Here is a 24,431-nt window from a genome sequence, read left to right on the forward strand (position 1 = left end):
TGCGACATTCATGATTGAAAAGGGGTAAGCCAATGACGAGAATCACTTTTGTTAGACATGGAAACACCGATTGGAATGTAAAAAAAAGAGCACAGGGCCATTCCAGTAACCCTTTAAATAGGACAGGGTTTCAGCAAGCTGATGCTGTGGCCAAGCGCTTAGCCAACGAACATTGGGATGTATTGGTATCAAGCGACTTATTAAGGGCGAAGCAAACAGCGGAAATCATTGCTTCATATATCAACTTACCGATTTTATATGATCAAAGGTTGCGAGAAAGAGACCGTGGAGACATAGAAGGGACGATTGAAGAAGAGCGAATTGAGCGCTGGGGGAAAGATTGGCGTCGTTTAGGATTATGGCAGGAGAGCTACGCAGCGTTACAAGTCAGGGGACGAGAGTTTGTGGAAGATATTGAAAGCCGGTTCCAAGGTAAATCGATCCTTGTCGTTACGCACGGACGCCTTCTCATTCAAACCTTATATGAACTATGTCCAAATGACACAGAAGAAAATGACCTCTTAGATAATACGTCCGTGACCGTTATACAAAAAAACGCCAGCGCGTGGACGTACAACTTGTACAACTGTACGAGTCATTTAGAGGAAGAAGCGATTACGAAGTAGCTTTATATCGAAGTAGGGGGGCTGAAAATGAAAATCACCTTTTTAGGGACAGCAGCGGCCGATCAAATCCCATCACCTTATTGTGATTGTCCGCGATGTGAGTTTGCCCGTAAGCACAGAGGCCGTGATATGCGCAAGCGGTGTTGCTATTTAATTAATGATGATTTGCTTGTTGATATTGGCCCCGATTTACTCGTTGCCTGTTCGCTGCATGATGTTCATTTGCTGAATGTAAAACATACGTTAGTCACCCATAGCCATCGCGACCACTTTGATATAGCGAATCTCGTCGTGCGGAAACAAGGGTTTCAAAGTCGGAGTGACATTCCACAGATGAACTTTGTCGCTCCACCGTCAGTGATGACATTGCTGAATACAAGTGGTGTCAAAGATTCCGCCATGGGCATACAGAGAGTGCCTATCTTACCCTACGATGAAGTCGATCTTTCACCTTATCAAGTGAAAGCACTGAAAGCGACCCATTATCCTACAGTTGGCGATGCCGTCAATTTTATTATTGATGATGGTCAGTCGACCGTTTTAATTGCTTCAGATACAGCGGTTTATAAGGACGAGGTCTGGGCGCATTTGGAAAATGTAACGTTAGATCAACTCATTATAGAATGCACGGTTGGCACAAACACTTCCTTTAAGGCGGGGCAGGAGCGGCATTTAAGCATCGATGGTGTCCAATATATGATTGAGAAAATGAGAGAAATGAATGTTGTTACGGATGAGACACAGCTTTGTGCAACCCACTTTACCCATCAACATTGCCCGTCCCATGAAGAGCTTAGTCAAGTCTTATCGAAATTGGGCGTCGAGTGTGCCTACGATGGATTCATATTAACCGTCTGATCAGCTAAATCTTTTTTTAAAAGGAGGGACACGATGAGTACAGTGACATCATCAAAAGAGAAAACAGGATTGAACCCAAAAAAACAAACGCGCCCGCTAGCGACTTTGCGGAAAGTTGCTAGAAATTGGGAGTTGTACCTGTTTCTTTTGCCAACACTCGTCTATTTTCTAATCTTTAAATATTATCCGATGTATGGCTTACAAATTGCGTTTAAAGACTTTATGGCGGTTCATGGGATTTTAGGCAGTCCGTGGGTTGGCTTTGAACATTTCATTCGTTTTTTTGAGTCTTATCAATTTTGGAATCTCTTAGGGAACTCTTTGCTCATCAACTTTTACCAATTGATTTTTGCGTTTCCGATTCCGATTATATTTGCTTTAATGCTGAATCAAGTGACGAGAACACGCTTTAAAAAAGTTGTGCAAACGGTCACCTACGCACCGCACTTTATTTCGGTCGTCGTGTTGGTGGGCATGCTTTTTATTTTCCTCTCTCCGTCCAACGGGTTTGTGAATAATATCATTCAGTTGTTCGGTGGCGAACCGATTTATTTTATGGGGAGCGAAGCGTGGTTTAAGCCGGTGTTTGTCGGGTCACAAATATGGCAGACAACAGGATGGAGTGCCATCATTTACTTGGCTGCGTTGACTTCTGTCGACCCACAGTTACATGAAGCGGCCATCGTTGACGGGGCTACGAAACTTCAAAGAGTGTTTCATATCGACATCCCGGGAATTCTTCCAGTCATTATGATTATGTTGATTTTGGAGATTGGAAATTTCGTTACACTTGGCTACCAAAAGGTCCTCCTAATGCAAAACGAATTGAACATTGCGTCTTCTGAAGTGATTCAAACGTATGTGTATAAATCAGGTTTGTTGAATTCGCAATTCAGTTACGCTGCTGCGATAGGCCTGTTTGAGAATGTAATCAACTTTATTCTGCTGATCATGATGAATCAAATGGCAAAGAAATTTAAACAACAAAGCTTGTTTTAAGGTGGTGAAAAGCGTGTCAAAAATTGCAAGATCAAGAAGCGACAAATTGTTTGATGCGATAAATTATACCCTGCTAACGCTCATTTTGCTCGTCGTGATCTATCCATTATATTTAATCGTCATTTCATCGGTGAGTGATCCTACGGCAGTGAATGCTGGAAAGGTACTTTTCTGGCCAGCAGGCTTCACGTTAAAAGGGTATGAAATCTTACTAGACAATAGTGAGGTGTGGAGAGGCTATCTAAATACCCTGCTTTATGTTGTGCTGTCGCTCATTTTGAATGTCTCCTTAGTCATTACAGCTGGGTATGCATTATCACGTAAAGATTTAATAGGTCGTAACTTCTTCATGTTTTTAATCGTATTTACGATGTTTTTCAGTGGCGGACTCATCCCATCTTACTTACTTGTGCAGCAACTGGACATGATTAATACGATTTGGGCGGTCGTTATCCCTTCAGCCGTATCTGCGTTTCATTTGATTGTCGCCAAAACATTTTTTCAGACGACGATTCCGAACGAGCTGCTTGAAGCGGCAAAAGTGGACGGCTGCTCGACGACAAAGTTTTTCTTTAAAATTGTCATCCCATTATCTGTCCCGATCATCGCAGTCATGGCGCTGTTCAGTGCAGTGAATGAATGGAATTCCTTTTTTCCAGCGTTAATTTATTTGCAAGACCAAGAATTGTATCCACTACAGTTGATTCTCCGCAGTATATTAGTGGCAAGTCAGGACGCTGCTGCGGTGACGGGTGATGCGATCGACCCTGAACTTATTGCCGAACAGCAACAGTATAAAGAATTAATTAAATATTCGTTAATTATTGTTTCGAGTGTTCCTATTTTAGTGCTTTATCCATTCGTCCAACGCTATTTTGTCAAAGGCGTTATGATCGGCTCGATTAAAGGATGAGTCATTTTAATAAACTAGGAGGTCCTTCACATGAAAAGCTATAAAGGGATTGTGTCAGCGTCAGTTCTCACCTTTTCACTTGTATTGTCTGGTTGTTCTTCCAGCAATCCTGAAGAATCTGGTGCAGAGGCAGTAAGCAGCAATTTTAATGAATCAGGTCTCCCGATCGTTGAAGAAGACATTACTTTGGAAATTGCCGGAAAATACGATGCGCGTACCGGTTCGGATTGGAATGAATTAGAAACGTTTAAAGAAATAAATGAAGGTACGAATGTTAACATTGATTGGAAATTATCGCCTGGTTCGGATTGGACACAAAAACGAAATTTAATGATTGCGAGTGGCGACTTGCCCGATGTCATTTTAAAGCTGAGCCCGTCAGATGTTGTCATGGGTGGTTCACAAGGGATCTTTATTCCGCTCGAAGATATGATCGACAAGTATGCGCCAAATTTGACAGCTTTCCTCGATGAAAACCCGGAAGTGAGGGACGCGATTACAGCGCCGGATGGGCATATTTATTCACTGCCGATGGCAAATATGTCGAAGTTTAAACGATCTAGCGGAAACACGTTGTGGATCAATGAAAAATGGTTAGAAAAAATCGGGATGGACATGCCGGAAACGACGGATGAGTTTTATGAAGCGCTTCAGGCGTTTAAAGAGCAGGATATGAATGGAAACGGTGACCCGAATGATGAAATTCCCCTATCAGGGATTTACGGTGACAGTTTGCATGGGTTTAACTTCTTGTTTGGCTCCTTTGGGACGATTGATGAAACATTCCTCGTCAAAGGTGACAAAGTTGAATTTGTTCGCACTTCACCTGAGTACAAGGAAGTGATAAAGTATTTAAGCTCGTTGTATCAGAACGGTTTGCTTGATCAAGAAACGTTTACCTTAGAAGGTTCAGCATTCTTATCTAAGCTTGCTGCAGGTGACAAAGCAAATGTCGGCGCCTTTTTCGGTTGGAGCCCTGACCAAATTACTAACCCTGATTATAAGTGGGATTACAAATCACCTATTCATGCGTTAAAAGGGCCAGAGGGACATCAAGTGAGAGGGTATTTAAATCCACAATTGGATCAAGCGACCTTTGCAATTACGAAAGGAAACCAACATCCAGAAGCAACCATTCGCTGGGTGGACAGGGCGTATGATCCGGACATGTCGTTTAAACTTCGTCAAGGACCAAACCGTGTCGAAAAACTCGACAATGGAAAATACGGGATTGTTGATCCGCCTGAAGGTTTTACAGCCGGGGAATGGCGTGTGAAAGAAACGCCTTATAATAGTTTTGTTTATGGGTTTTCACAGAAAATGAGAGAGCAGATGGATTTGTCTAACTTAAAGCCAGGTGTACTTGATCCGGATAAAGATGAGTGGTTTGATTTGCAAGAGCCGAAGCTGAAGAATTGGATCTATCCGCAAATCTTATTTACGAAGCAGCAATACGACGATATTACAAGGTATCAGACGGACATTATGGCATATACGGATGAAATGGCCGCTAAATGGATCACTGGCACGGCAGATGTAGAAGCGGATTGGGAAAAATATGTGGAAAACCTGAAGAAGATGGGATTAGACGATTTCACACAAATCTATCAGGATGGATATGATACTTACCAAGAAAATACACAATAAGCAATAGCTGTTTGTAAAGAGGTATTCCAAGAACAGATTTGCTGCACTCCTCTAGTATGATTGCTAGAGGAGACGTTTTTAATGATGATATAATAATGGAAGGGAATTTTTCAGGTGGTGAACATATGGTTACGATTTTGGATGTGGCTCGGCATAGTAATGTTTCGAAAAGTACAGTATCCCTCGTCATCAACAATAGTGATGCTGTCAAAGATGAAACAAGAATAAAAGTATTGGAATCAATAAAAGCGCTTGGATATGTCCCCAACATGGCTGCACGTGAACTGCAAACGAAGGTGAAGAACATCTTAGGTATGGTGTTTTTAGTGAATGAGTCTGCGCAAAAAGCCCATTCTTTTAACTCCGTGACAGAAACGCTATTTTACGATACGTTTACAGGCATTTCTTCGTTTTTAAAGGACACGGATTATGGCTTATTAAATGAACGTTTTTCCACTTCCCAGGATCAAGAAGCAATGCCTTCATTGATTAAAAATAACCGTGTGGACGGTGTCTTTATCATAGGGGGGTTGTTTTCGGGTGACTTTATTCAACATATTCAACAAAGGAAAATCCCGGCCGTACTCGTTGGCAGACATTCTTCAGAAATAGATTCGGTTGCTCCTGATGTGACTCATGCCATTGACCAGGGGACGAAATATCTTTTGTCGTGTGGACATCAACATATTGCTTTTATCAATGGCCCGAAATCCATGGAAGTTGCGAAAAAGAAAGTACAGAGTTTTACACATGCGATGACGGCGGCAGGGAAGGAAAATCTGGCTGAGACGGTTGTTTTTACCGATTATACAGGAACAGCAGGCTACGATGCGATGAAAGAGATTTGGGAAAGCGGGACGCGGCCAGATGCAGTATTGGCTGCAAGTGACGGCATTGCAGTCGGTGCGATGCGTTACTTATATGATATAAAAGTACGTATTCCAGAGGATATTTCAGTCATGAGTTATGAGCAATCCATTATTTCAGAACATGCTATCCCGGCCTTAACAACAATGGATATTAATAAGGAGCGTATGGGGGAGGAAGCGAGCAGACTCTTATTAAATCGAATTAAGTATCCTGATCGTCCGATCGTCTCTCATACCGTTGAAACCTCTCTCGTCATTAGAGATTCAGTCAAGGTACAAAAAAGATATCATTCTTAACTGTTTACGAACGGTCAGCCTAAAACAGAAGACTTAAACAATATTTGTGAAGGTATAGACTCTATGAATTCGAGGATATATCTTCTTTTTTATCATAAATAGGCAAGAAGCCACCCACTTCAAAGCATGTGAAGGGCGTATCCCAATGAGTAAGTAGGAGATGAAATGCCTTCAGACATGGGAAAGGATTCATTTAAAATCATTTTAATCATTTAATATTGACAATTATGAGAAAAATCAAATATATTAATTGGAGTATTTCCCTTTTATTTGTTCCTTTCAGGCGGTTGTGTCCAAATGCCAGAAGATAGCAGTTTCTTGTATGTGACATTCATTCATGATGAGGTGATAAAAGCTGAAAAAATAATGTTAAATGCTTCGTGCTAAGGGTGAAGGAGAGCGATTAAATATATGCGGGGGTGCTTTTATGATAAAGAACGCTGCAATTGCGTCACTATTCATCATACTTTTCATTGTGTCAGCATGTGGTAATAATGAAGCTGCGGTAAATCAAACGGTTGGTACTGAAGAAGCACTGCAAAATTTGAACGAATCTGGTTTTCCAATTGTGAATGAGGAAATTCAGCTGGACGTATTTGTTGGTAAAAACGCATCGTATAAAACGAGTTTAGAAGATGTAAAAGCGTTTGCGAAATATGAGGAAATGACCAATGTTGATATTCAATGGGACGAAATCGCAGTGGATGTCCTTGCAGAAAAAAGAAATCTAGCACTCGGCGGTGGACAACTACCAGATGCATTTTATGCGGCAGGGATTAGCAGTTTAGATTTATTAAAGTATGGTCAGCAAGGAACTTTTATTAAATTAAATGATCTAATTGATGAATATGCCCCCAATCTAAAAAAGCTAATGGATGAAGATCCGCAAATCGAAAAGTCGATCATGTCGGCTGATGGCAATATTTACGGGTTTCCGCGCATATTAGACCCGGATTTCCTCTCACTCCGTCTTAATCCGATGCTCTTCCATAATAAAGATTGGCTCGATGAATTAGGCATGGATGTGCCAGAAACAACCGATGAGTATTATGAGTATTTGAAAGGTATCAAGGAAAATGATGTGAACCAAAATGGGGACAGTAATGACGAAATTCCCTATGGAGGAACAAGTATTGTATTGTTGGTCAATTGGTTAAAGGGTTCATATGGTATAGGGAATAAAGGAGATTTAACTTTTGATCTCGATCCTGAGACAGACGAAATGAGGTTTATCCCGGTCCAAGATGGCTACAAAGAGTTATTACAATATGTGCACAAGCTATATAGTGAAGAGCTGATCGCTCAAGACATTTTTTCAATTGAATGGAATACGTACCTGGCAAATGCAATTGACGGAAAATATGGAAGTACGGTGTTTTATAGCCCTGACGAACTGCTAGGAGAAACAGGGGAAAGCTTTGTAAATGGCTTGCCGTTAATTGGTCCAGATGGCGATCAAGAGCTTGCAACGAGCGCTCATCCTGTTTTCAACTTAGGTACGTTTACGATTACGAGTGAAAATGAAAACCCTGAGGCGACGGTTCGCTGGATTGACCATTTTTATAGTGATGAAGGTGCGAAGCTGATTTATTTGGGAGTTGAAGGTGAATCGTATGAGGAAACAGAAGAAGGAGACTATGAATTTTTAGATCATATCGTAAACGATCCAGAGCTGACTAAAGAACAAGTGTTAGCGAAATATGCTGGCTATTTAAATATGGGAGCACCACCGAGCATTCTTAAGCAAGATTTTTTTAAGGGTTCTGAATCGTCAGAAATGTCATTGAAGGCTGCAGAACAATTGAAGCCGTATGTCACAGAGGATACGTGGCCGCCATTTCAATATACCGAGGAAGAAAGTAGAATAATCTCTACTGTTGGAAATGATATCGATAAGTATGTTGGCGAAATGAGAGATAAATTCATCATTGGAGAAGTTTCTTTTGACGTGTGGGATGAATATGTTGAAACAATAGAAAAAATGGGCTTGAGTGAATATATTGAGGTTAGAAAAAGTGCACTTGAAAGGATTGAAGGGTAAGAATGGTTAGAGTAAGCACGTGACAACAACTAAGCCACTAATAAGCACTTAGCCGTGTCTGGTCTATTGGATGTTCAATACCGCGATACGTGTTAAAAATAAGTGCCTGTGTGACCGCAATATATTGAATGCGGTCATACAGGGCTTTTCTTTTTATGTTATTCTAAATGGGTTAACGCATTAATGCATTTAATTCGTTGTTTTACATTGAAGGAGAGGAGCGGATGGTGGATGAGTCCTACGTTATCGCGTAAAAAATACTTCTTGACGGTTATGAATGAACTGCACTGCCATAAAGTGGAACATGGCAGTATCGAACAGGAGTTGCAGTTCCTTCTTTTAGCCCTTGCTGGCGCTGTACGAGACAAGCAACCTCTCGAAGATGATCTTGTGCGACGAATAAACATAGTTTTTGCGCAGTATCAAGCGATACGCTTGAAGGTGAGTATGCCAAATGAAAATGTATCTAAAGACTCACGGCCTACTCTCCTTCATGCAGAATTCGTTGATGGTGCAGAATCATTAAAACGTATGTACATGGAAGCCATCATCAGTTTGCTTGAGGCGATGGAAGGCTCTAGTCTGCAATTGCAGATGTGTACGCAGTGTCAGCATTGGTTTATTCCATATCAGCGGGCGCAAGTGACCAAGTTTTGTAGTGCAAAATGTCGCAATCGTTATCATTATTTACAGCGGAAGCTTGGTTAGAGCAATATTTATAATCCAAAGTAATTTTAAGGTACAAAAAAGAGGAGACTGAACAATGATCACGTTAAAATCAAAACGAGAAATCGACAAGATGCATGAGGCGGGCAAACTGTTGGCTGCCTGTCATCAAAGCATTGCAAAAATCATTGAACCTGGCATGACAACAGAGGAAATTGATCAGTTTGTTGAGCAATTTTTAATAAAGCATGGTGCCACTGCTGAGCAAAAAGGTTTTAAAGGTTATCAATACGCTACGTGTACGTCCGTGAACGATGAAATCTGCCATGGTTTTCCCCGCAAAAAAGCGTTAAAAAATGGAGATATCGTCACGGTTGATTTTGTCGTTAATTTAGGCGGTGGTTTAGCTGATTCGGCGTGGACGTATGCAGTAGGTGAGGTACCGGCTGAAACGAAGGAACTATTAGAAGTAACGAAAGAATGCCTTGACCGCGGTGTCGAACAGGTGAAAATCGGCAATCGAACCGGTGATATCGGGCATGCCATTCAATCATATGCAGAATCGAAAGGCTTTTCCGTTGTACGTGATTTTACTGGGCACGGCATCGGGCCAACTTTGCATGAAGAACCACAAATTCTTCATTACGGATCACCTGGAAAGGGGCTTCGTTTGAAAGAAGGAATGGTCATTACGGTCGAACCGATGATTAACGCCGGAACGTGGCAGAGCAAAATGGATGGAAACGGATGGACCGCACGTACCGTCGATGGCAAGTTATCCGCCCAATATGAGCATACGATTGCCGTCACGAAGGAAGGGCCATTGGTTTTAACAGCACAAAATGATCAATAACCGTTCCCTTTTTCCAGAAAGGTTTCAAAAAGGAGAAATAAAGTGAAGCAAAATAAATATGATGATGGTGCTTTTTTACGGCCTATGAAAAAATGCCCCGATCAGTTCACGGTCTTGATGGTGCAGGAGAATGGCATATGTTCAAAACGCTCTTACCTCATTTTCGTCATCGGCGAGTCCTCGATTTAGGTTGTGGATTTGGATGGCATTGTCGGTATGCTAACGAACAACAAGCGAAGTCTGTCGTTGGGGTGGACCTATCCGAAAAAATGCTGGCGAAAGCACATGCTTTGACCGATGATCAATCGATTCGCTATGTACACTAGCCCATTGAAGAGATTGATTTCCCCGCCCAATCTTTTGATGTTGTCATGAGTTCGCTCGCTCTCCATTATGTAAAAGACTTTGAGCGTCTTTGCCAAAAGGTATATGATTGCTTAACACCTCGTGGTCAATTTGTCTTTTCTGTCGAGCATCCAATGTTTACTTGCCGTGAAGAGCAAGATTGGTATGTGGATGATCAGGGAAATCGACGCCATTGGCCTGTAGACCACTATCAAGATGAGGGCATCCGTGAAACGACGTTTTTGACAGAACAAGTTGTAAAGTATCATCGTACACTGATGACGTATATCAACACAGTGATTTTGTCAGGATTTACCGTTTGCGCTGTGAAAGAATCTCTCCCTACTGAAGAAATGGTAAATAAGTACCCAGAGATGAACGATGAATATCGACGCCCTATGTTTTTAATGATTTCTGCAGAAAACGAACGTTTTCTGATCGCTAATCACTACTAGAACAGTTCAAAATAGGAACTGGTCGGTTGTTTTAGTCAATCACTTTCGGTAAGCTTGAACCAAGACGTCACATAGAAGGTGAGTTAATCGTTCATGGATAAGATAAAAAAGCCATTTGATGGGCAAGTCATTTTACCGGCGATTCGTTCGATGAAAGATTTTGATAAAATGCTTAAATTCCCCGTACGCTATGGCGTATTTCTCGATATGCATATCAGCATGCTGCCGAGCGTTTTTGATTATGCACGAAAACACGATCGATGCATGTTTTTACATATTGATCTTATTCAAGGGCTGGCCAGTGATGAGTTTGGCTCGGAGTACATTTGTCAGAAAATCAAGCCTTACGGTGCAATGTCAACGAAAAGCACAGTGATCAAAAAGGTGCGCCAGCTTGGGGGCGTAGCGACGCAGAGAACATTTATTATTGATTCCAACGCAATGGAGCGCAGTATTCAGCTGATAAAGAAAACAGACCCTAATTATGTCGAGGTGCTGCCAGGGGTTGTTCCTAAAGTGATTACGCGCATCGCGAAAGAAACTGGTAAGCCCGTCATTGCTGGCGGCTTAATTGAATCGATACACGAAGTAGAACAGGCCATTGACGCCGGGGCTTCATGTGTGACGACGTCTGATGTGGCGCTTTGGAAGCATTTTCTCACGTAACCAACGAAGGCCGCACCGTTGAAGTTGACAGCGATTTCAATGAACGGTATATTTGTGAATAAGTTCATGACCGTGGAGAGATGAAGAGACCCGCTTTTGCAACCCGTCCATTTTGATGAGGTTTGTATAAATGGGTCTTTTTTTCGCTTTACATTTATTCTTTATCTTACATATTTAACCTTGAGGAGGATTTTAAAATGGAAACTTATATCATGGCCCTTGATCAAGGGACGACAAGTACAAGAGCCATTTTATTTAACAAAAAGGGAGAAATCGTGCAATCGGCTCAGAAAGAGTTTACACAATATTATCCCCATCCAGGATGGGTTGAACATAATGCAAATGAAATTTGGGGGTCGATTCTAGCAGTGATCGCAACGGTGTTTGCCGAATCAGGGATTCAACCAGCTCAAATTCAAGGAATTGGCATTACGAATCAAAGAGAAACCGCGGTCATCTGGGATAAAAATACAGGAGAGCCGATTTATCATGCGGTTGTTTGGCAATCTCGGCAAACGAGCGATATCTGTGAGGAATTAACACAAGCTGGTTATGCTGAGCTTGTGAAAAATAAGACAGGTTTATTAATAGATCCTTATTTTGCGGGAACGAAAGTAAAATGGATTTTAGACAATGTCGAAGGCGCCAGAGAGCGAGCTGAACGTGGCGAGCTGTTATTCGGTACAATTGATACGTGGCTGATTTGGAAGCTTTCAGGTGGTCAGGCACATGTGACGGATTATTCGAATGCTTCGCGAACGTTGATGTATAATATATATGAACTGGACTGGGACGATGAGCTTTTGGAAATGCTAGACGTACCAAAAGAAATGCTTCCAGAGGTGAAGCCCTCTTCGACTATTTATGCAAACACGATTGACTATCATTTCTTCGGGCAGGAGGTACCGATTGCTGGTGTAGCAGGTGACCAGCAAGCGGCGCTTTTTGGACAAGCCTGCTTTCAAAAGGGTATGGCGAAGAATACGTACGGCACAGGGTGTTTTATGTTAATGAATACAGGGGAAATACCTGTAAAGTCAGAGCAAGGTCTGTTAACGACGATCGCTTGGGGTGTGGACGGCAAAGTGACGTATGCACTAGAAGGCAGTATTTTTGTCGCTGGCTCCGCCGTACAATGGCTGAGAGATGGTTTGCGTATGGTAAAAAAGGCTGCGGATACAGAAAGTTATGCAGCAAGAGTTTCTTCGACTGAGGGTGTTTATGTTGTTCCAGCATTTGTCGGGTTAGGTACGCCATATTGGGATAGTGATGCGCGAGGTGCTATTTTTGGACTGACGCGCGGCACGGAAAAAGAGCATTTTATCCGGGCGACGTTAGAGTCTCTCGCCTATAGGACGAAAGATGTTATTGAGGTGATGAAGGAAGAGTCTGGTATTACAGTTCAAACCTTACGTGTCGATGGTGGTGCTGTAAAAAATAATTTCTTAATGAAGTTTCAAAGCGATATTTTAGGCATCCCCGTTGAGCGACCTGTTGTGAATGAAACAACGGCTCTTGGGGCAGCCTACTTAGCTGGGCTTGCAACCGGTTATTGGAAGAGTTCAGAAGACATTTCTCAAATGCAGGAAATTGAGCAGACGTTTACAGCCGATATGGACATAGAGCACAGGGAGCAGTTATATCAAGGCTGGAAAAAGGCTGTTGAAGCGACCCGCGTATTTAAATAACAGAGGGGGCTTTTTCCTCTCTGAATTGCTGATGAGTAACGCTCATTCGTTGTCTCTTCCTGCACAGAGGGTGGCATCTTAGTGACATAATGGAGGGAATATCAATTGACGATTGCTTTGGCAACATTGGTCGTCCTTATTTTAGTCAATGGTTTTTTTGCGGCTTCCGAAATCGCACTCGTTTCTTTGAATGACAATAAAGTCAAGCGAATGGCCCATAGTGGGGATCGTAAAGCGCAAAAACTCTATGATCTCATTTCTAAGCCTAGTCGTTTCCTGTCGACCATTCAAATAGGCATTACACTGGCTGGCTTTTTAGCAAGTGCGTTTGCAGCGGATTTCTTTGCTGGACCAATGGCGCAAGCGTTATATCATCTCGGTGTGCCTTTATCGCAATCATTTCTTGAAACGTTTTCCCTTATTGTGATTACAATCATCCTCTCGTATTTTACATTAGTATTTGGTGAGCTGGTGCCTAAGCAGCTGGCTTTACATAAAGCAGAAGCGATTTCAAATGTGGCTGTCATGCCATTAACATTTCTCTTTAAGTTGTGTCTGCCTATCGTGAAGTTTCTTTCCTTTTCAACGAACACGGTGTTGAAATTGCTAGGGGTCGACCCCAATGCTCAGCCAGAAGAAGCCACAGAAGAGGAAATCCGCTTGCTTGTTGATGATGGCGGTGACAAAGGAACGATTCAAAAAGCTGAGAAACTCATGATTCATAATATCTTTGAGTTTAATGATAAGGACGTATCTGATGTCATAACACACCGGACCGACATGTCCGCGTTGCCTGTAGATGCAACGCTTCAGGAAACCATCCGTTTAGTAAATTCTAAAAGATTCACACGTTTTCCTGTCTATGAAGAAGACTTGGACAATATTGTTGGAATTCTGCATGCAAAGGATTTAATTCATTTCTTGGAACACCCTAACGGCGAAGCATTTCAGCTTAGAGATCTTATCAGAAAGCCGAATTTTGTTCTAGAAACACAAAGATTAGATTTGTTATTTAGAGAAATGCAGAAAAAGAATATTCATATTGCGATCGTTATTGACGAATATGGCGGAACTGAAGGTCTGGTAACGATTGAAGATGTCATTGAAGAAATTGTCGGGGATATCTTTAGTGAACATGCCGAACAACATGGGATGGAGGAGCATATTGAACAAGTCACACAAAACCAGTTCACTATTCCTGGCACGAGCAATCTATTCGATGTAGAAGAAGCGCTCGGCATACACATGCCTGTCGAGCACTTTGATACGTTAAGCGGTTTTTTAATAGATCAGCTCGGCTATTTCCCAGGGAATGATGAGCAGCCTGTTGTAGAGTATAGAGGTGTTCATTTCGAAGTCAAAAACATTGCCGAAAAGAGGATTGAGCACGTGATAGCGACAATAAATAGTGAGCGTGAAGCGGTTGATGAACAATAATTCTTTATGATAATCATTTTTAACATAGCGGTTACAAGGCATTTGACCTTGTGACCGTTTTTCTGGTGTGCTGCTCTAATGAAAGACATGTAGAGATATACCTTCAAAGCCGAAAAAGTATAAAAATTTTGGCAGTATAAAGGAGGTGATCTCCTTCCAAATACCGAATGATTTGTACATAATTGACAAGTTAGAAAGCTCAATGTATAATTCAACAAAATCAAATTAATTTATTATGTTATTCGTATGCATATTTTACACCTTATGAGAATTCATTTGAATAATAAAAAGCTACCTAACTTTGAAGACGCTTTCAAAAAATGGTGCATCTTACACACAACTTGCGAATAAATCTATGTTGAAGGGTGAGTGCTAAAACTATCCTGTTAAACACCGATTGAATTCAGAATATACCAACAAAACAGACGGTTTTATCAGCTCAGTTTGTAATTCAAAAGGAGTTTCTGTCACGGTTGGATTATGAAAACAAGATGGTTTTTGATAGCCAGAGGGGGATTGTATTGAAAAACTTTTTAATATTTAGTGTGTTCTTTTGGTTCGCAATTGCATTATCAGCCTGTGGGAATTCGGCGACTACAGAGTTCACAGGACCAACCGAAAAAGAGTTAGAAAATTTGAATGAATCTAACTTTCCGATTGTTAAGGAACAGATAACCCTTGATTTTTTTGCCGGACAAGCACCTGCGACAAATCCAGATTGGAATGACGTTTTAATTTTCAATGAATATGAGGAAATGACTAATATTGATATCAATTGGAAGATGGTACCCCACGAAACACTGTCCGAACAAAGGAATCTCGCTTTTGGTAGTGGAAACTTGCCCGATGCTTTTCATAGTACAGGCATTGGCACAGCTGACTTAATGAAATACGGTGAGCAGGGGATGTTAATTCCCCTGAATGATCTCATCGATGAATACGCTCCTAATTTTAAAAAAATTATGAAAGATAATCCTGATATAGAAAAATCCGTAACGATGCCGGATGGGAATATCTACTCTCTTCCGTTAATTGGTGAACCGGACTTTTTATCGTACCGAATGGGACCAAAGCCTTTTATTAATAAAGTATGGCTTGACGAATTGAGCATGGACATGCCGGAGACAACCGAAGAGTATTATCAATATTTAAAAGCCGTTAAAGAACAATCGCCTAGCAATGGCGCTGTCGAAGAAGTACCATTCGGTGGTCCGTTTGTTGGGACCCTATACCAATATCTCTTAGGATCATTTGGACTACAAAACAAAGGCTCTGCCGGAGGGTTAATCGATGTCGATCCAGATTCTGGCGACTATCGCTTCTATCCGATTTCAGAGCAATACAAAGAACTGTTAGTCTACATGAATAAGCTATTTAGTGAAGGGCTGATTGAGAAAAATATTTTCACGATTGATCACCATCAATATGTAGCCAATTATACAGAAGGTAAATATGGCAGTGTAGTATGGTACAGCCCGACAAAAGTTACCGGGGAAGAAGTTGGTAGTCAATACGTAGGGATGCCAGCGTTAGAAGGACCATTTGGAGATAAACAATGGACGACACTATCTGATCCAGTGTTAATTCCAGGGGCTTTTGCGATCACAAGTGAAAATAAGCACCCTGCGGCAACGATGAGATGGATCGACTATTTTTACGGGGAAGAAGGGCTTGAGTTTTTCTTCATGGGTATTGAAGGAGAAACGTACGAAGAAGATGAAGAAGGCAACCTCGTGTACAAAGATCATATTTTAAACAGTGAAGACGATCTATCTCTTACCGAGGAACTTAAAAAGTATTTTTCGTTCCCGGGCGGTGGTTTCCCATCTATGACGACGCAAAGGTTCTTCCAAGGTGCTGAAAGTTCGCCTGAATCCATAGCGGCTGCAGAAACACTTGAACCTTATTTAATTGATGACCGCTGGATTAGAATGCCACATACAAAAGAAGAAAGTGATCAGCTGCGCGGCTTTGGAACAGATATCGAAAAGTACGTTTCTGAAATGCGAGAGAAATTTATTTCAGGAGCCGAGCCAATGTCAAATTGGGATACCTATGTGAACGAGATTGAAAACATGGGATTGGAAGACTATATGGAGGTGAAAACGACGGCGATTGAAAGACAGTTTGCGGAATGATCTTTTCAAATGAATTTTAACCAGTCAAAAAATACACGAGTGATGTTCGTCCTATCTTATAAAATCCTAAGTTTGGTTTGTTCAGTGAAACGTTTGGACAATTAGTGAGTATGAAATTTCTGGCTAGGGGGATCAATTTGAATAACAAAAAAAATTTCGTTGTATTCTCATTATTTTTAATTATCTTTACAACGGCATGTGGAAATTCGGCAAATACGGAATTTACAGGGCCAAGTGAAGAAGAATTAGCTAACTTGAATGAATCGGGCTTCCCAATCGTTAAAGAGCAAATTTCACTTGACTTTTTTGCCGGACAAGCACCAGCGACAAACCCAGACTGGAATGACGTATTAATTTTCAATGAATATGAGGAAATGACCAATATTGATATCAATTGGAAGATGGTACCTCGTGAAACACTATCTGAACAAAGGAATCTCGCTTTCGGTAGTGGCAACTTGCCTGATGCCTTCCATAGTGCAGGCATTGGCACAGCTGACTTAATGAAATACGGTGAGCAGGGGATGTTAATTCCCCTAAATGATCTAATTGATCAATACGCGCCGAATTTTAAAGCAATTTTGGAAGAGAACCCTGACATTGAAAAATCTGTCACGATGCCGGATGGAAACATTTACTCTTTTCCTCTGATTGGTGAACCCGACTTTTTATCGTATCGAATGGGTCCGAAGCCGTTTATCAATAAAGAATGGCTCGATGAATTAGGTATGGATATGCCAGAAACGACAGAAGAATATTATCAATATTTGAAAGCCGTTAAGGAAGGTGGACCAAGCAATGGGGCGGTTGAAGAAGTGCCATTTGGAGGGCCGTCCATTGGGACTTTATATCAATACCTCTTAGGGTCATTCGGGCTACAAAACAAAGGCTCTTCCGGTGGATTGATTGATATTGATCCAGATTCAGGTGACTATCGTTTCTACCCGATTTCAGAACAATATAAAGAACTATTGGCTTACATGAACAAGCTGTTTAGTGAAGGGCTCATTGAGAAAAACATTTTTACGATTGATCATCATCAGTATATCGCCAATTATGCTGCAGGTAGATATGGAAGCATTGTGTGGTATAGTCCTACGCAAATCATGGGCGAAGAAATTGGCAGTCAATACGTAGGAATGCCAGCACTTGAAGGACCTTATGGAGACAAAACATGGACGACATTATATGATCCAGTATTGATTACAGGTGCTTTTGCGATTACAAGTGAAAATGAGCATCCAGCATCAACGATGAGATGGATTGATTATTTCTACAGCGATGAAGGACTTGAATTTTTCTTCATGGGTATCAAAGGAAAAACATACGAAGAAGATGAGGAAGGCAACCTTGTCTATATGGATCACATATTGAATAGTAAAGAGGGACTTTCTTTTGAAGAAGAACTTAAAAAGTATCTCACTTTTCCTGGTGGAGGGTTCCCATCTATGACGACGCAAAGGTTTTTCCAAGCTGCTGAAAGTTCTCCGGAATCCATAGCGGCTGCAGAAACACTTGAACCTTATTTAATTGAAGAGCCATGGGTTGGTATGCCACATACAAAAGAAGAAAGTGATCAGCTGCGCGGCTTTGGAACAGATATAGAAAAGTACGTTTCTGAAATGCGAGAGAAATTTATTTCAGGTGCCGAGCCAATGTCAAATTGGGATACCTATGTGAACGAAATTCAAAACATGGGCTTGGAAGACTATATGGAAATTAAAACGACGGCGATTGAAAGACAGTTTGCGGAATAAGTTCACAACAAGGAGAAGTGACAATGAATGTTAGATTTGCAGCCAGGTGCATAAGAGAAAATAGTAGGTTTAATAAAGGAATGAGTATCATGGCTGCAAATTTATTCATGATCTTCTTAAATTTTCTAGCTTCAACAAGGGGGATAATGGGTTGAGGTATTCGAAGCTATTCACTGTAGTGGTCATTTTTGCACTACTTACAGCTTGTAGTGGGGGAGGGCAACAGACTTTTACCGGTCCGACTGATCAAGAGCTGGATAATTTAAATGAGTCAGGCATGCCAATCGTAAATGAGGAAATTACATTAAACTTTTTTGCCGGGCAAGCGCCAGCAACAAACCCAGATTGGAATGATGTATTGATTTTTAATGAGTATGAAGAACGTTCAAATATCAATATTGAGTGGAGAATGGTCCCATCTGATTCAATCGCTGAACAGCGTAATTTAGCTTTTGGCAGTGGGTCATTGCCTGATGCATTCCATAGTTCAGGAATTGGCTTGTCAGACATCTCAAAGTATGGAGAACAAGGCGTACTAATCCCATTAAACGATTTAATTGATGAATATGCGCCGAATTTTAAAAAGATTTTGGATGATTATCCTGTGATTAAAGATGCCATCACGATGCCGGACGGCAATATTTACTCATTTCCGCTCATTAGTGATCCTGACTTTGCCTCTCACCGTATTCAAGCGCGACCGTTTATCAATAAAGTATGGCTTGATGAATTAGGGATGGAAATGCCTGAAACAACTGAGGAATTTTATCAATACTTGACAGCGGTCAAATCTGATTTGGGAGAGATTCCATTTGGTGGACCTTACATTAATACTCTTACACAATATTTATTAGGCTCGTTTGGCTTGGCAAATCGAGGTGGGTCTAATTCTTATATCGATGAAGATCCAGAAACGGGCGAGGTTCGTTTTTACCCTGTTTCCGAAGAGTATAAAGAAATGCTTGAGTATGTACACAAGCTCTATGACGAGAGGTTAATTGAACAGAATATTTTTTCGATTGACCATTATCAGTTTATGACGAATCTCGGTGAAGGGATGTATGGTAGCGTTGTCTGGTTTGCACCGGAGGAAGTTGCTTCAAAGGAAAAAGGGAAAAACTATGTTGGGATGCCTACTTTGGAAGGGCCGGATGGTGACAAGTTGCTCACAAAAGTAGGGGACCCCGTGCTGAATGCTGGTGCATTTGTAATCACAAATGCAAATGAACACCCAGCTTCAACGGTCAGATGGATCGATTATTTCTATGGGCAGGAAGGCATGAAGTTATTTTTTATGGGTGTAGAGGGTAAAACATTTGAAAAAGCAGAGGACGGCAGTCTCAAATTTATGGATCATATCATTAACAGTAAAGAAGGATTGCCTTTTGAAGAAGAAGCGAAAAAATATCTCACATTCCCTGGCGGTGGCTTTCCATCCATGGTGAATAAAGATTTTTTCCAAGGTGTAGCCAATGCACCACAATCCCTTGAAGCTTCAGAAAAGCTGGAGCCCGATATGATTCCTGATGATCAAATTTGGCCAACTTTAACACATACGAAAGATGAGATTGATCAGTTGCAAGGGTTTGGCACAGATATTGAAAAGTATGTTGGCGAAATGAGAGATAAATTCATCTCTGGAGATGAACCCTTATCAGAATGGGATTCATACGTCACAGAAATTGAAAAAATGGGGCTTGAAGAGTATATAAAAATTAAATCTGCTGCACTTGAGCGTAAGGTTGGGGGAGATGACGAGTAGATGACTAAAGATCACAGGGGGTAACATGAAACGAATATTATTTTTCTTCTCCTGTGCTGTTTTGCTACTGATCACAGCATGCGGTCAACAGGCGAATCAAGAGTTTACAGGACCGAACGAAGAAGAATTGCAAAATTTAAATGAAGCTGATTTCCCGATTGTTAAAGAAGAAATCACCCTTGATTTCTTTGCACGTCATGATCCTGCTTCTAATTCAGACTGGAATGACGTCATGATTTTTAACGAATATGAACATATGACGAATATTGATATTAACTGGAGAATGATACCTAATGACTCTCTTTCAGAACAACTGAATTTAGCATTTGGAGGGGGGAATTTACCCGACGCTTTTCATAGCGCATTTATCGGCAGTTCTACGCTAATGAAATATGGTGATCAAGGTGTATTAATCCCCTTGAATGATTTAATTGATCGTTATGCACCTAATTTTAAGAAGGTCATGGAAGAATACCCGGAAATTAAACAGTCGATAACCATGCCGGATGGCAATATTTACGCTTTTCCGATGATGGGAGACCCCGATTTTCTGTCTTATCGTACTTCACCGATGATGTATATTAACGAAAAGTGGCTGGATCAACTCGGTATGGATATGCCCGAAACGACAGAGGCGTTTTATGAATATTTGCAAGCAGTGAAAGAACAAAATCCGAGTCAAGGGGGTGTGGAAGAGGTTCCTTTTGGCGCACCGTCAATAGGTCATTTATATGAGCATTTACGAGGTGCTTTTGGCGTGGCCAATAAAGGAACAGAGAGCGGATATATTGACTTAGATCCGAATACGAATGATTACCGATTTTACCCGGTTGCTGACAATTATAAAGAGCTGCTACAGTATTTAAACACACTTTATACCGAAGGGTTAATTGAAAAAAATATATTTACCATTGAGCATGAGCAGTATCTTGCCAACTCAGCTGCGGGTAGATATGGTAGTACAGTTTGGTACAGCCCAACACAAGTGATGGGCGAAGACATCGGTGGTCAGTATACAGGTGTTCCGGCATTGGAAGGTCCTTACGGCGATAAATTATTTGTCAATTTAAAAAGCGCAGTAAGAGGTGTAGGTGCATTTGCTATCACGAATAAAAATAAGTATCCAGCCTCTACAGTAAGATGGATTGATCATTTTTACGGCGAAGAGGGCATCATTATGTATTTCATGGGGATTGAAGGTGAAACATTCGAGGTCAATGACGCGGGAGAATTGGTTTATACAGAAAACGTTTTAAATGATCCTGATTTATCCTTTTCAGAACAAGTATCAAGGTATTTGACGTTTCCAGGTGGAGGAGCTCCAAGTATGTTAATGGAAAAATACTTTAGGGGCGCTGAAAGCTCGGCTATATCTGTGGAAGCAGCAGAAAAATTAAAGCCTGATTTAATTGAAAATCCTTGGCCATTTATTCTTCATACTGAAGAAGAAAACAAAAAACTGCAAGGATTTGGAGCGGACATCGAAAAGTACGTCTCTGAAATGCGTGATAAATTCATTTCAGGCACGGAACCATTCTCCAAATGGGATGAATATGTCAGCGAATTGGAAAAGATGGGCTTGGAAGAATATTTATATTTGGAAATCAAGATAACCGCACTAGAAAGACAATTGAATAAATCATAGGCGGGTACTTGTACCCGCTATCGTCAAGGAGGGGAAGGTATGATTCAAAAAAATACAGCTGACCAAGCATTATCTGAGAGCCGGTTTCAAAATGTTAAAAGACATATGGCAGTCAATTGGCAAGTGTATACGCTTCTGCTACCGGCCATTATTTATTTTATTATATTTAACTACGTCCCGATGTATGGCGTGCAAATTGCTTTTAAAGATTATATAGCGAATTTAGGATTTTGGGGCAGTCCATTCGTAGGATTTGACCATTTCGAACGGTTTTTTAACTCATATTATTTCTGGCGATTGCTAAAAAACACACTTCTTTTGAGTTTGTATGAACTTGTGTTATTTCCATTACCTATTATTTTTGCCCTCTCACTACACGAACTTCATAATGGGAAATTTAAGCGTTGGGCGCAAACGCTTACATATGCTCCCCATTTTATATCTGTTGTTGTCGTGGTAGGTATGATTGTGGCATTTCTGGACCCTATTACAGGTTTAATCAACCACATTATTCAATTTTTCGGCGGGGAATCTCAAGACTTTTTAACAGATCCAGGTTGGTTCCGTCATATTTTTGTTTGGTCCGGTCAATGGCAATCATTAGGATGGGGGACGATCATTTACCTTGCTGCGCTGGCAGGCGTGAACCCGGAATTATTGGAGGCAGCTAAGGTTGATGGTGCCACAAGAATACAGCGTATTTGGCATATCAATATACCGGCGATCTTACCGACTATTGTTGTCTTATTTATCTTGAATATGGGGAGCTTTATGGCGATCGGTTTTGAAAAGGTTTTACTTCTACAAAACAATTTAAACTCTGAAACTTCTGATATTATCGCAACCTTCGTTTATGAATCAGGTATTTTGGAAGGGCAATATAGCTTTTCAACTGCTGTGGGCCTTTTCAATTCAGCAATTAACATCGTCGTACTTGTTTTAGCGAATTACCTCGCTAGGAAAGTAAGTGACAACAGCTTATGGTAAGGGGGAGAGAGTGAGGATATGTCAGATAAAACGTTCGATATACTCAATAAGATTTTTGTAAGTTTGATTGTGGTTATTATCGTGTATCCATTAATCTTTGTCATCAGTGCATCGATTAGTGATCCTGCTGCCGTGAGTACGGGTAAAATGTGGCTATGGCCGGTAGATATTACTTTGGACGGATTTAAAATGGTTCTGCAAAATGATGATATATGGATGGGATATCGCAACACCATCTTTTATGTCATCGTTGGGATTCTTGTTCACTTAGCATTTTTATTACCTTGTGCATACGCACTCTCGAGACCAGAAGTCAGATGGAAAAAGGTCATTTTATGGTTTATTTTGTTCACCATGTTTTTTAATGGCGGCATGATTCCAACGTACTTAGTCGTCAAAAATTTAGGCATGCTGGATACGATGTGGGCGATAGTCATTCCTGGCGCACTAGGAGCCTGGTCCATTCTTGTCGCGCGAGCATTTTTTCAGCAGAATGTACCAAATGAGCTCGTTGAAGCAGCAAAAATAGACGGTGCATCCGATTATTATATCTTTTATAGAATTGCTTTGCCTCTTTCTGTGCCGATCATCGCGGTGATGGCTTTATTCCATGGCGTTGGTTTATGGAATCAGTACTTTTCAGCGTTGATCTATTTATCCGAACGAAGTATGTTTCCTTTACAGTTAATTTTAAGAGAAATTCTCGTGTTAAACGAAGTGAATACCGGAGAAGGGGTTCAGGAAATCACCGGTAGTGCAGGATCATTTGCGGATCAAGTAAAAATGGCCGCGCAAATAAAGTATGCTGTCATGATTGTCTCAACGCTTCCATTAATCTTAGTGTATCCATTTATCCAGCGTTATTTTGTCCAAGGTGTTTTAATTGGGTCTGTGAAAGAATAAGAGTTTACTGATCTATCTAAAGGAGGTTTATCAATGAATGGGTTAGCAATTGGTTTTTATCGTGTTGCGGAATGGGTTACTCGGCTCGCCTATGTAAATCTCCTTTGGATCGCGTTTACATTGGTAGGATTGATCGTTTTTGGTTTTGCGCCCGCAACGGCAGCCATGTTTGCTGTTGTAAGAAAGTGGGTTTCTGGGGAAGATGATATCCCTATATTTAAAACGTTTTGGAAAGTTTATCGGAAAGAGTTTTGGAAGATATTTGGCGTCGGATTTATTTTAGCAGTCGTTGGGTACTTCATCTATATCGAATTTAGTATTTTAAGAACCCAGGATAGCTTAATGTATTACCTTGCCAGCTTTGGTGTAATCGGGCAATATATTTTATACTTTATCGTTGTGATGTATTTCTTTCCAATCTATGCTCACTTTGATTTAAAGCCTTTCGCGTATCTAAAATGGGCATTTGCTATAGGAGTCAGTCATCCTATTTTAACTTTATTTTTGGCAGTCGTGACGAATGTTCTTTTATACGTCACAGCGGTGACACTTCCGATCTTAATTGTTTTTTTCGGCGGCAGTGTAACGGCATATATCTTAACTTGGGGCGCATCTAAAACGTTCTCAGCTTATGAAAGGGTGTATGAATTAAACGTGTGAACGTCCGTCCAGAAAGAATCCATAGATGGCTCATATACGTATCGGTCAGTACATAGATAGGTAAGGTATTTCTATGGAAAGAAAAATGTTTTTGTGAAATATTCCTAAAAAAGAGAAGGCACTCTCGCGCGTATGGATGTTATTGATGCATCAGAGAGATGTCTTCTCTAATTATTGTAAAGAGTCACAAATGTGTGAGTTGATCTAGTGAAAGCCCTT

The 24,431-nt window shown here is 40.9% G+C and carries 19 protein-coding genes and 1 pseudogene; all 20 read left to right on the plus strand.

What is annotated here, in order from left to right; all coding sequences use genetic code 11:
* Positions 1-32: 32 nt before the first annotated feature.
* Positions 33-626, plus strand: a complete 594-nt coding sequence (locus G4V62_RS02235) for a histidine phosphatase family protein (protein WP_165199138.1) — start codon at positions 33-35, stop codon at positions 624-626.
* Between the two features lie 27 nt (positions 627-653).
* Positions 654-1,484 carry an MBL fold metallo-hydrolase gene (locus G4V62_RS02240; protein ID WP_165199139.1) on the plus strand — a complete coding sequence of 277 codons (831 nt, stop codon included), beginning with the start codon at positions 654-656 and terminating at the stop codon, positions 1,482-1,484.
* A 33-nt stretch (positions 1,485-1,517) separates the two neighbouring features.
* Positions 1,518-2,483, plus strand: coding sequence for an ABC transporter permease (locus G4V62_RS02245; protein WP_165199140.1), 966 nt, complete (start codon positions 1,518-1,520; stop codon positions 2,481-2,483).
* A 13-nt stretch (positions 2,484-2,496) separates the two neighbouring features.
* Positions 2,497-3,396 (plus strand): carbohydrate ABC transporter permease, encoded by a 900-nt coding sequence (locus G4V62_RS02250; RefSeq protein ID WP_165199141.1) that lies wholly within the window; start codon positions 2,497-2,499, stop codon positions 3,394-3,396.
* A gap of 30 nt (positions 3,397-3,426) precedes the next feature.
* Positions 3,427-5,043 carry an extracellular solute-binding protein gene (locus G4V62_RS02255; protein WP_165199142.1) on the plus strand — a complete coding sequence of 539 codons (1,617 nt, stop codon included), beginning with the start codon at positions 3,427-3,429 and terminating at the stop codon, positions 5,041-5,043.
* A 125-nt stretch (positions 5,044-5,168) separates the two neighbouring features.
* Positions 5,169-6,209 carry a LacI family DNA-binding transcriptional regulator gene (locus G4V62_RS02260; protein WP_165199143.1) on the plus strand — a complete coding sequence of 347 codons (1,041 nt, stop codon included), beginning with the start codon at positions 5,169-5,171 and terminating at the stop codon, positions 6,207-6,209.
* Positions 6,210-6,636: 427 nt separating this feature from the next.
* Positions 6,637-8,250, plus strand: a complete 1,614-nt coding sequence (locus tag G4V62_RS02265; protein ID WP_165199144.1) for an extracellular solute-binding protein — start codon at positions 6,637-6,639, stop codon at positions 8,248-8,250.
* Between the two features lie 231 nt (positions 8,251-8,481).
* Complete coding sequence (locus tag G4V62_RS02270) at positions 8,482-8,958, plus strand: hypothetical protein (RefSeq protein WP_165199145.1); 477 nt, start codon at positions 8,482-8,484, stop codon at positions 8,956-8,958.
* 55 nt (positions 8,959-9,013) lie between these two features.
* The gene (gene map / locus G4V62_RS02275) at positions 9,014-9,769 is read left to right on the plus strand and encodes a type I methionyl aminopeptidase (RefSeq protein ID WP_165199146.1); all 756 of its coding nucleotides are present in this window, start codon (positions 9,014-9,016) and stop codon (positions 9,767-9,769) included.
* Positions 9,770-9,811: 42 nt separating this feature from the next.
* Positions 9,812-10,569: pseudogene (locus tag G4V62_RS02280) on the plus strand (class I SAM-dependent methyltransferase).
* 93 nt (positions 10,570-10,662) lie between these two features.
* A complete protein-coding gene (locus G4V62_RS02285; protein WP_165199147.1) occupies positions 10,663-11,235 on the plus strand; it encodes a glycerol-3-phosphate responsive antiterminator in 573 nt (190 codons plus the stop codon).
* Between the two features lie 197 nt (positions 11,236-11,432).
* Positions 11,433-12,923, plus strand: coding sequence for a glycerol kinase GlpK (gene glpK, locus G4V62_RS02290; protein ID WP_165199148.1), 1,491 nt, complete (start codon positions 11,433-11,435; stop codon positions 12,921-12,923).
* A gap of 105 nt (positions 12,924-13,028) precedes the next feature.
* Positions 13,029-14,360 (plus strand): hemolysin family protein, encoded by a 1,332-nt coding sequence (locus G4V62_RS02295; RefSeq protein ID WP_165199149.1) that lies wholly within the window; start codon positions 13,029-13,031, stop codon positions 14,358-14,360.
* Positions 14,361-14,881: 521 nt separating this feature from the next.
* A complete protein-coding gene (locus G4V62_RS02300; RefSeq protein ID WP_165199150.1) occupies positions 14,882-16,498 on the plus strand; it encodes an extracellular solute-binding protein in 1,617 nt (538 codons plus the stop codon).
* 137 nt (positions 16,499-16,635) lie between these two features.
* Positions 16,636-18,255 carry an extracellular solute-binding protein gene (locus G4V62_RS02305; RefSeq protein WP_165199151.1) on the plus strand — a complete coding sequence of 540 codons (1,620 nt, stop codon included), beginning with the start codon at positions 16,636-16,638 and terminating at the stop codon, positions 18,253-18,255.
* A gap of 151 nt (positions 18,256-18,406) precedes the next feature.
* Complete coding sequence (locus G4V62_RS02310) at positions 18,407-20,017, plus strand: extracellular solute-binding protein (RefSeq protein WP_246218208.1); 1,611 nt, start codon at positions 18,407-18,409, stop codon at positions 20,015-20,017.
* A gap of 25 nt (positions 20,018-20,042) precedes the next feature.
* Positions 20,043-21,662, plus strand: coding sequence for an extracellular solute-binding protein (locus G4V62_RS02315; protein WP_165199152.1), 1,620 nt, complete (start codon positions 20,043-20,045; stop codon positions 21,660-21,662).
* A gap of 39 nt (positions 21,663-21,701) precedes the next feature.
* Complete coding sequence (locus G4V62_RS02320) at positions 21,702-22,649, plus strand: ABC transporter permease (protein WP_165199153.1); 948 nt, start codon at positions 21,702-21,704, stop codon at positions 22,647-22,649.
* Between the two features lie 18 nt (positions 22,650-22,667).
* Entirely contained in the window at positions 22,668-23,552 is an 885-nt protein-coding gene (locus G4V62_RS02325) for a carbohydrate ABC transporter permease (protein ID WP_165199154.1), read from the plus strand.
* Positions 23,553-23,585: 33 nt separating this feature from the next.
* Positions 23,586-24,212 (plus strand): YesL family protein, encoded by a 627-nt coding sequence (locus G4V62_RS02330; RefSeq protein ID WP_165199155.1) that lies wholly within the window; start codon positions 23,586-23,588, stop codon positions 24,210-24,212.
* Positions 24,213-24,431 lie beyond the last annotated feature (219 nt).

The organism is Litoribacterium kuwaitense, assembly GCF_011058155.1.
Lineage (GTDB): Bacteria > Bacillota > Bacilli > Bacillales > DSM-28697 > Litoribacterium > Litoribacterium kuwaitense.

Bases quoted from the DNA above. Each gene is read 5' to 3' on its own strand.
- G4V62_RS02235 (WP_165199138.1), top strand. From the start codon at position 33: ATGACGAGAATCACTTTTGTTAGACATGGAAACACCGATTGGAATGTA.
- G4V62_RS02240 (WP_165199139.1), top strand. From the start codon at position 654: ATGAAAATCACCTTTTTAGGGACAGCAGCGGCCGATCAAATCCCATCA.
- G4V62_RS02245 (WP_165199140.1), top strand. From the start codon at position 1,518: ATGAGTACAGTGACATCATCAAAAGAGAAAACAGGATTGAACCCAAAA.
- G4V62_RS02255 (WP_165199142.1), top strand. From the start codon at position 3,427: ATGAAAAGCTATAAAGGGATTGTGTCAGCGTCAGTTCTCACCTTTTCA.
- G4V62_RS02260 (WP_165199143.1), top strand. From the start codon at position 5,169: ATGGTTACGATTTTGGATGTGGCTCGGCATAGTAATGTTTCGAAAAGT.
- G4V62_RS02265 (WP_165199144.1), top strand. From the start codon at position 6,637: ATGATAAAGAACGCTGCAATTGCGTCACTATTCATCATACTTTTCATT.
- G4V62_RS02270 (WP_165199145.1), top strand. From the start codon at position 8,482: ATGAGTCCTACGTTATCGCGTAAAAAATACTTCTTGACGGTTATGAAT.
- map (WP_165199146.1), top strand. From the start codon at position 9,014: ATGATCACGTTAAAATCAAAACGAGAAATCGACAAGATGCATGAGGCG.
- G4V62_RS02285 (WP_165199147.1), top strand. From the start codon at position 10,663: ATGGATAAGATAAAAAAGCCATTTGATGGGCAAGTCATTTTACCGGCG.
- glpK (WP_165199148.1), top strand. From the start codon at position 11,433: ATGGAAACTTATATCATGGCCCTTGATCAAGGGACGACAAGTACAAGA.
- G4V62_RS02315 (WP_165199152.1), top strand. From the start codon at position 20,043: ATGAAACGAATATTATTTTTCTTCTCCTGTGCTGTTTTGCTACTGATC.
- G4V62_RS02320 (WP_165199153.1), top strand. From the start codon at position 21,702: ATGATTCAAAAAAATACAGCTGACCAAGCATTATCTGAGAGCCGGTTT.
- G4V62_RS02325 (WP_165199154.1), top strand. From the start codon at position 22,668: ATGTCAGATAAAACGTTCGATATACTCAATAAGATTTTTGTAAGTTTG.
- G4V62_RS02330 (WP_165199155.1), top strand. From the start codon at position 23,586: ATGAATGGGTTAGCAATTGGTTTTTATCGTGTTGCGGAATGGGTTACT.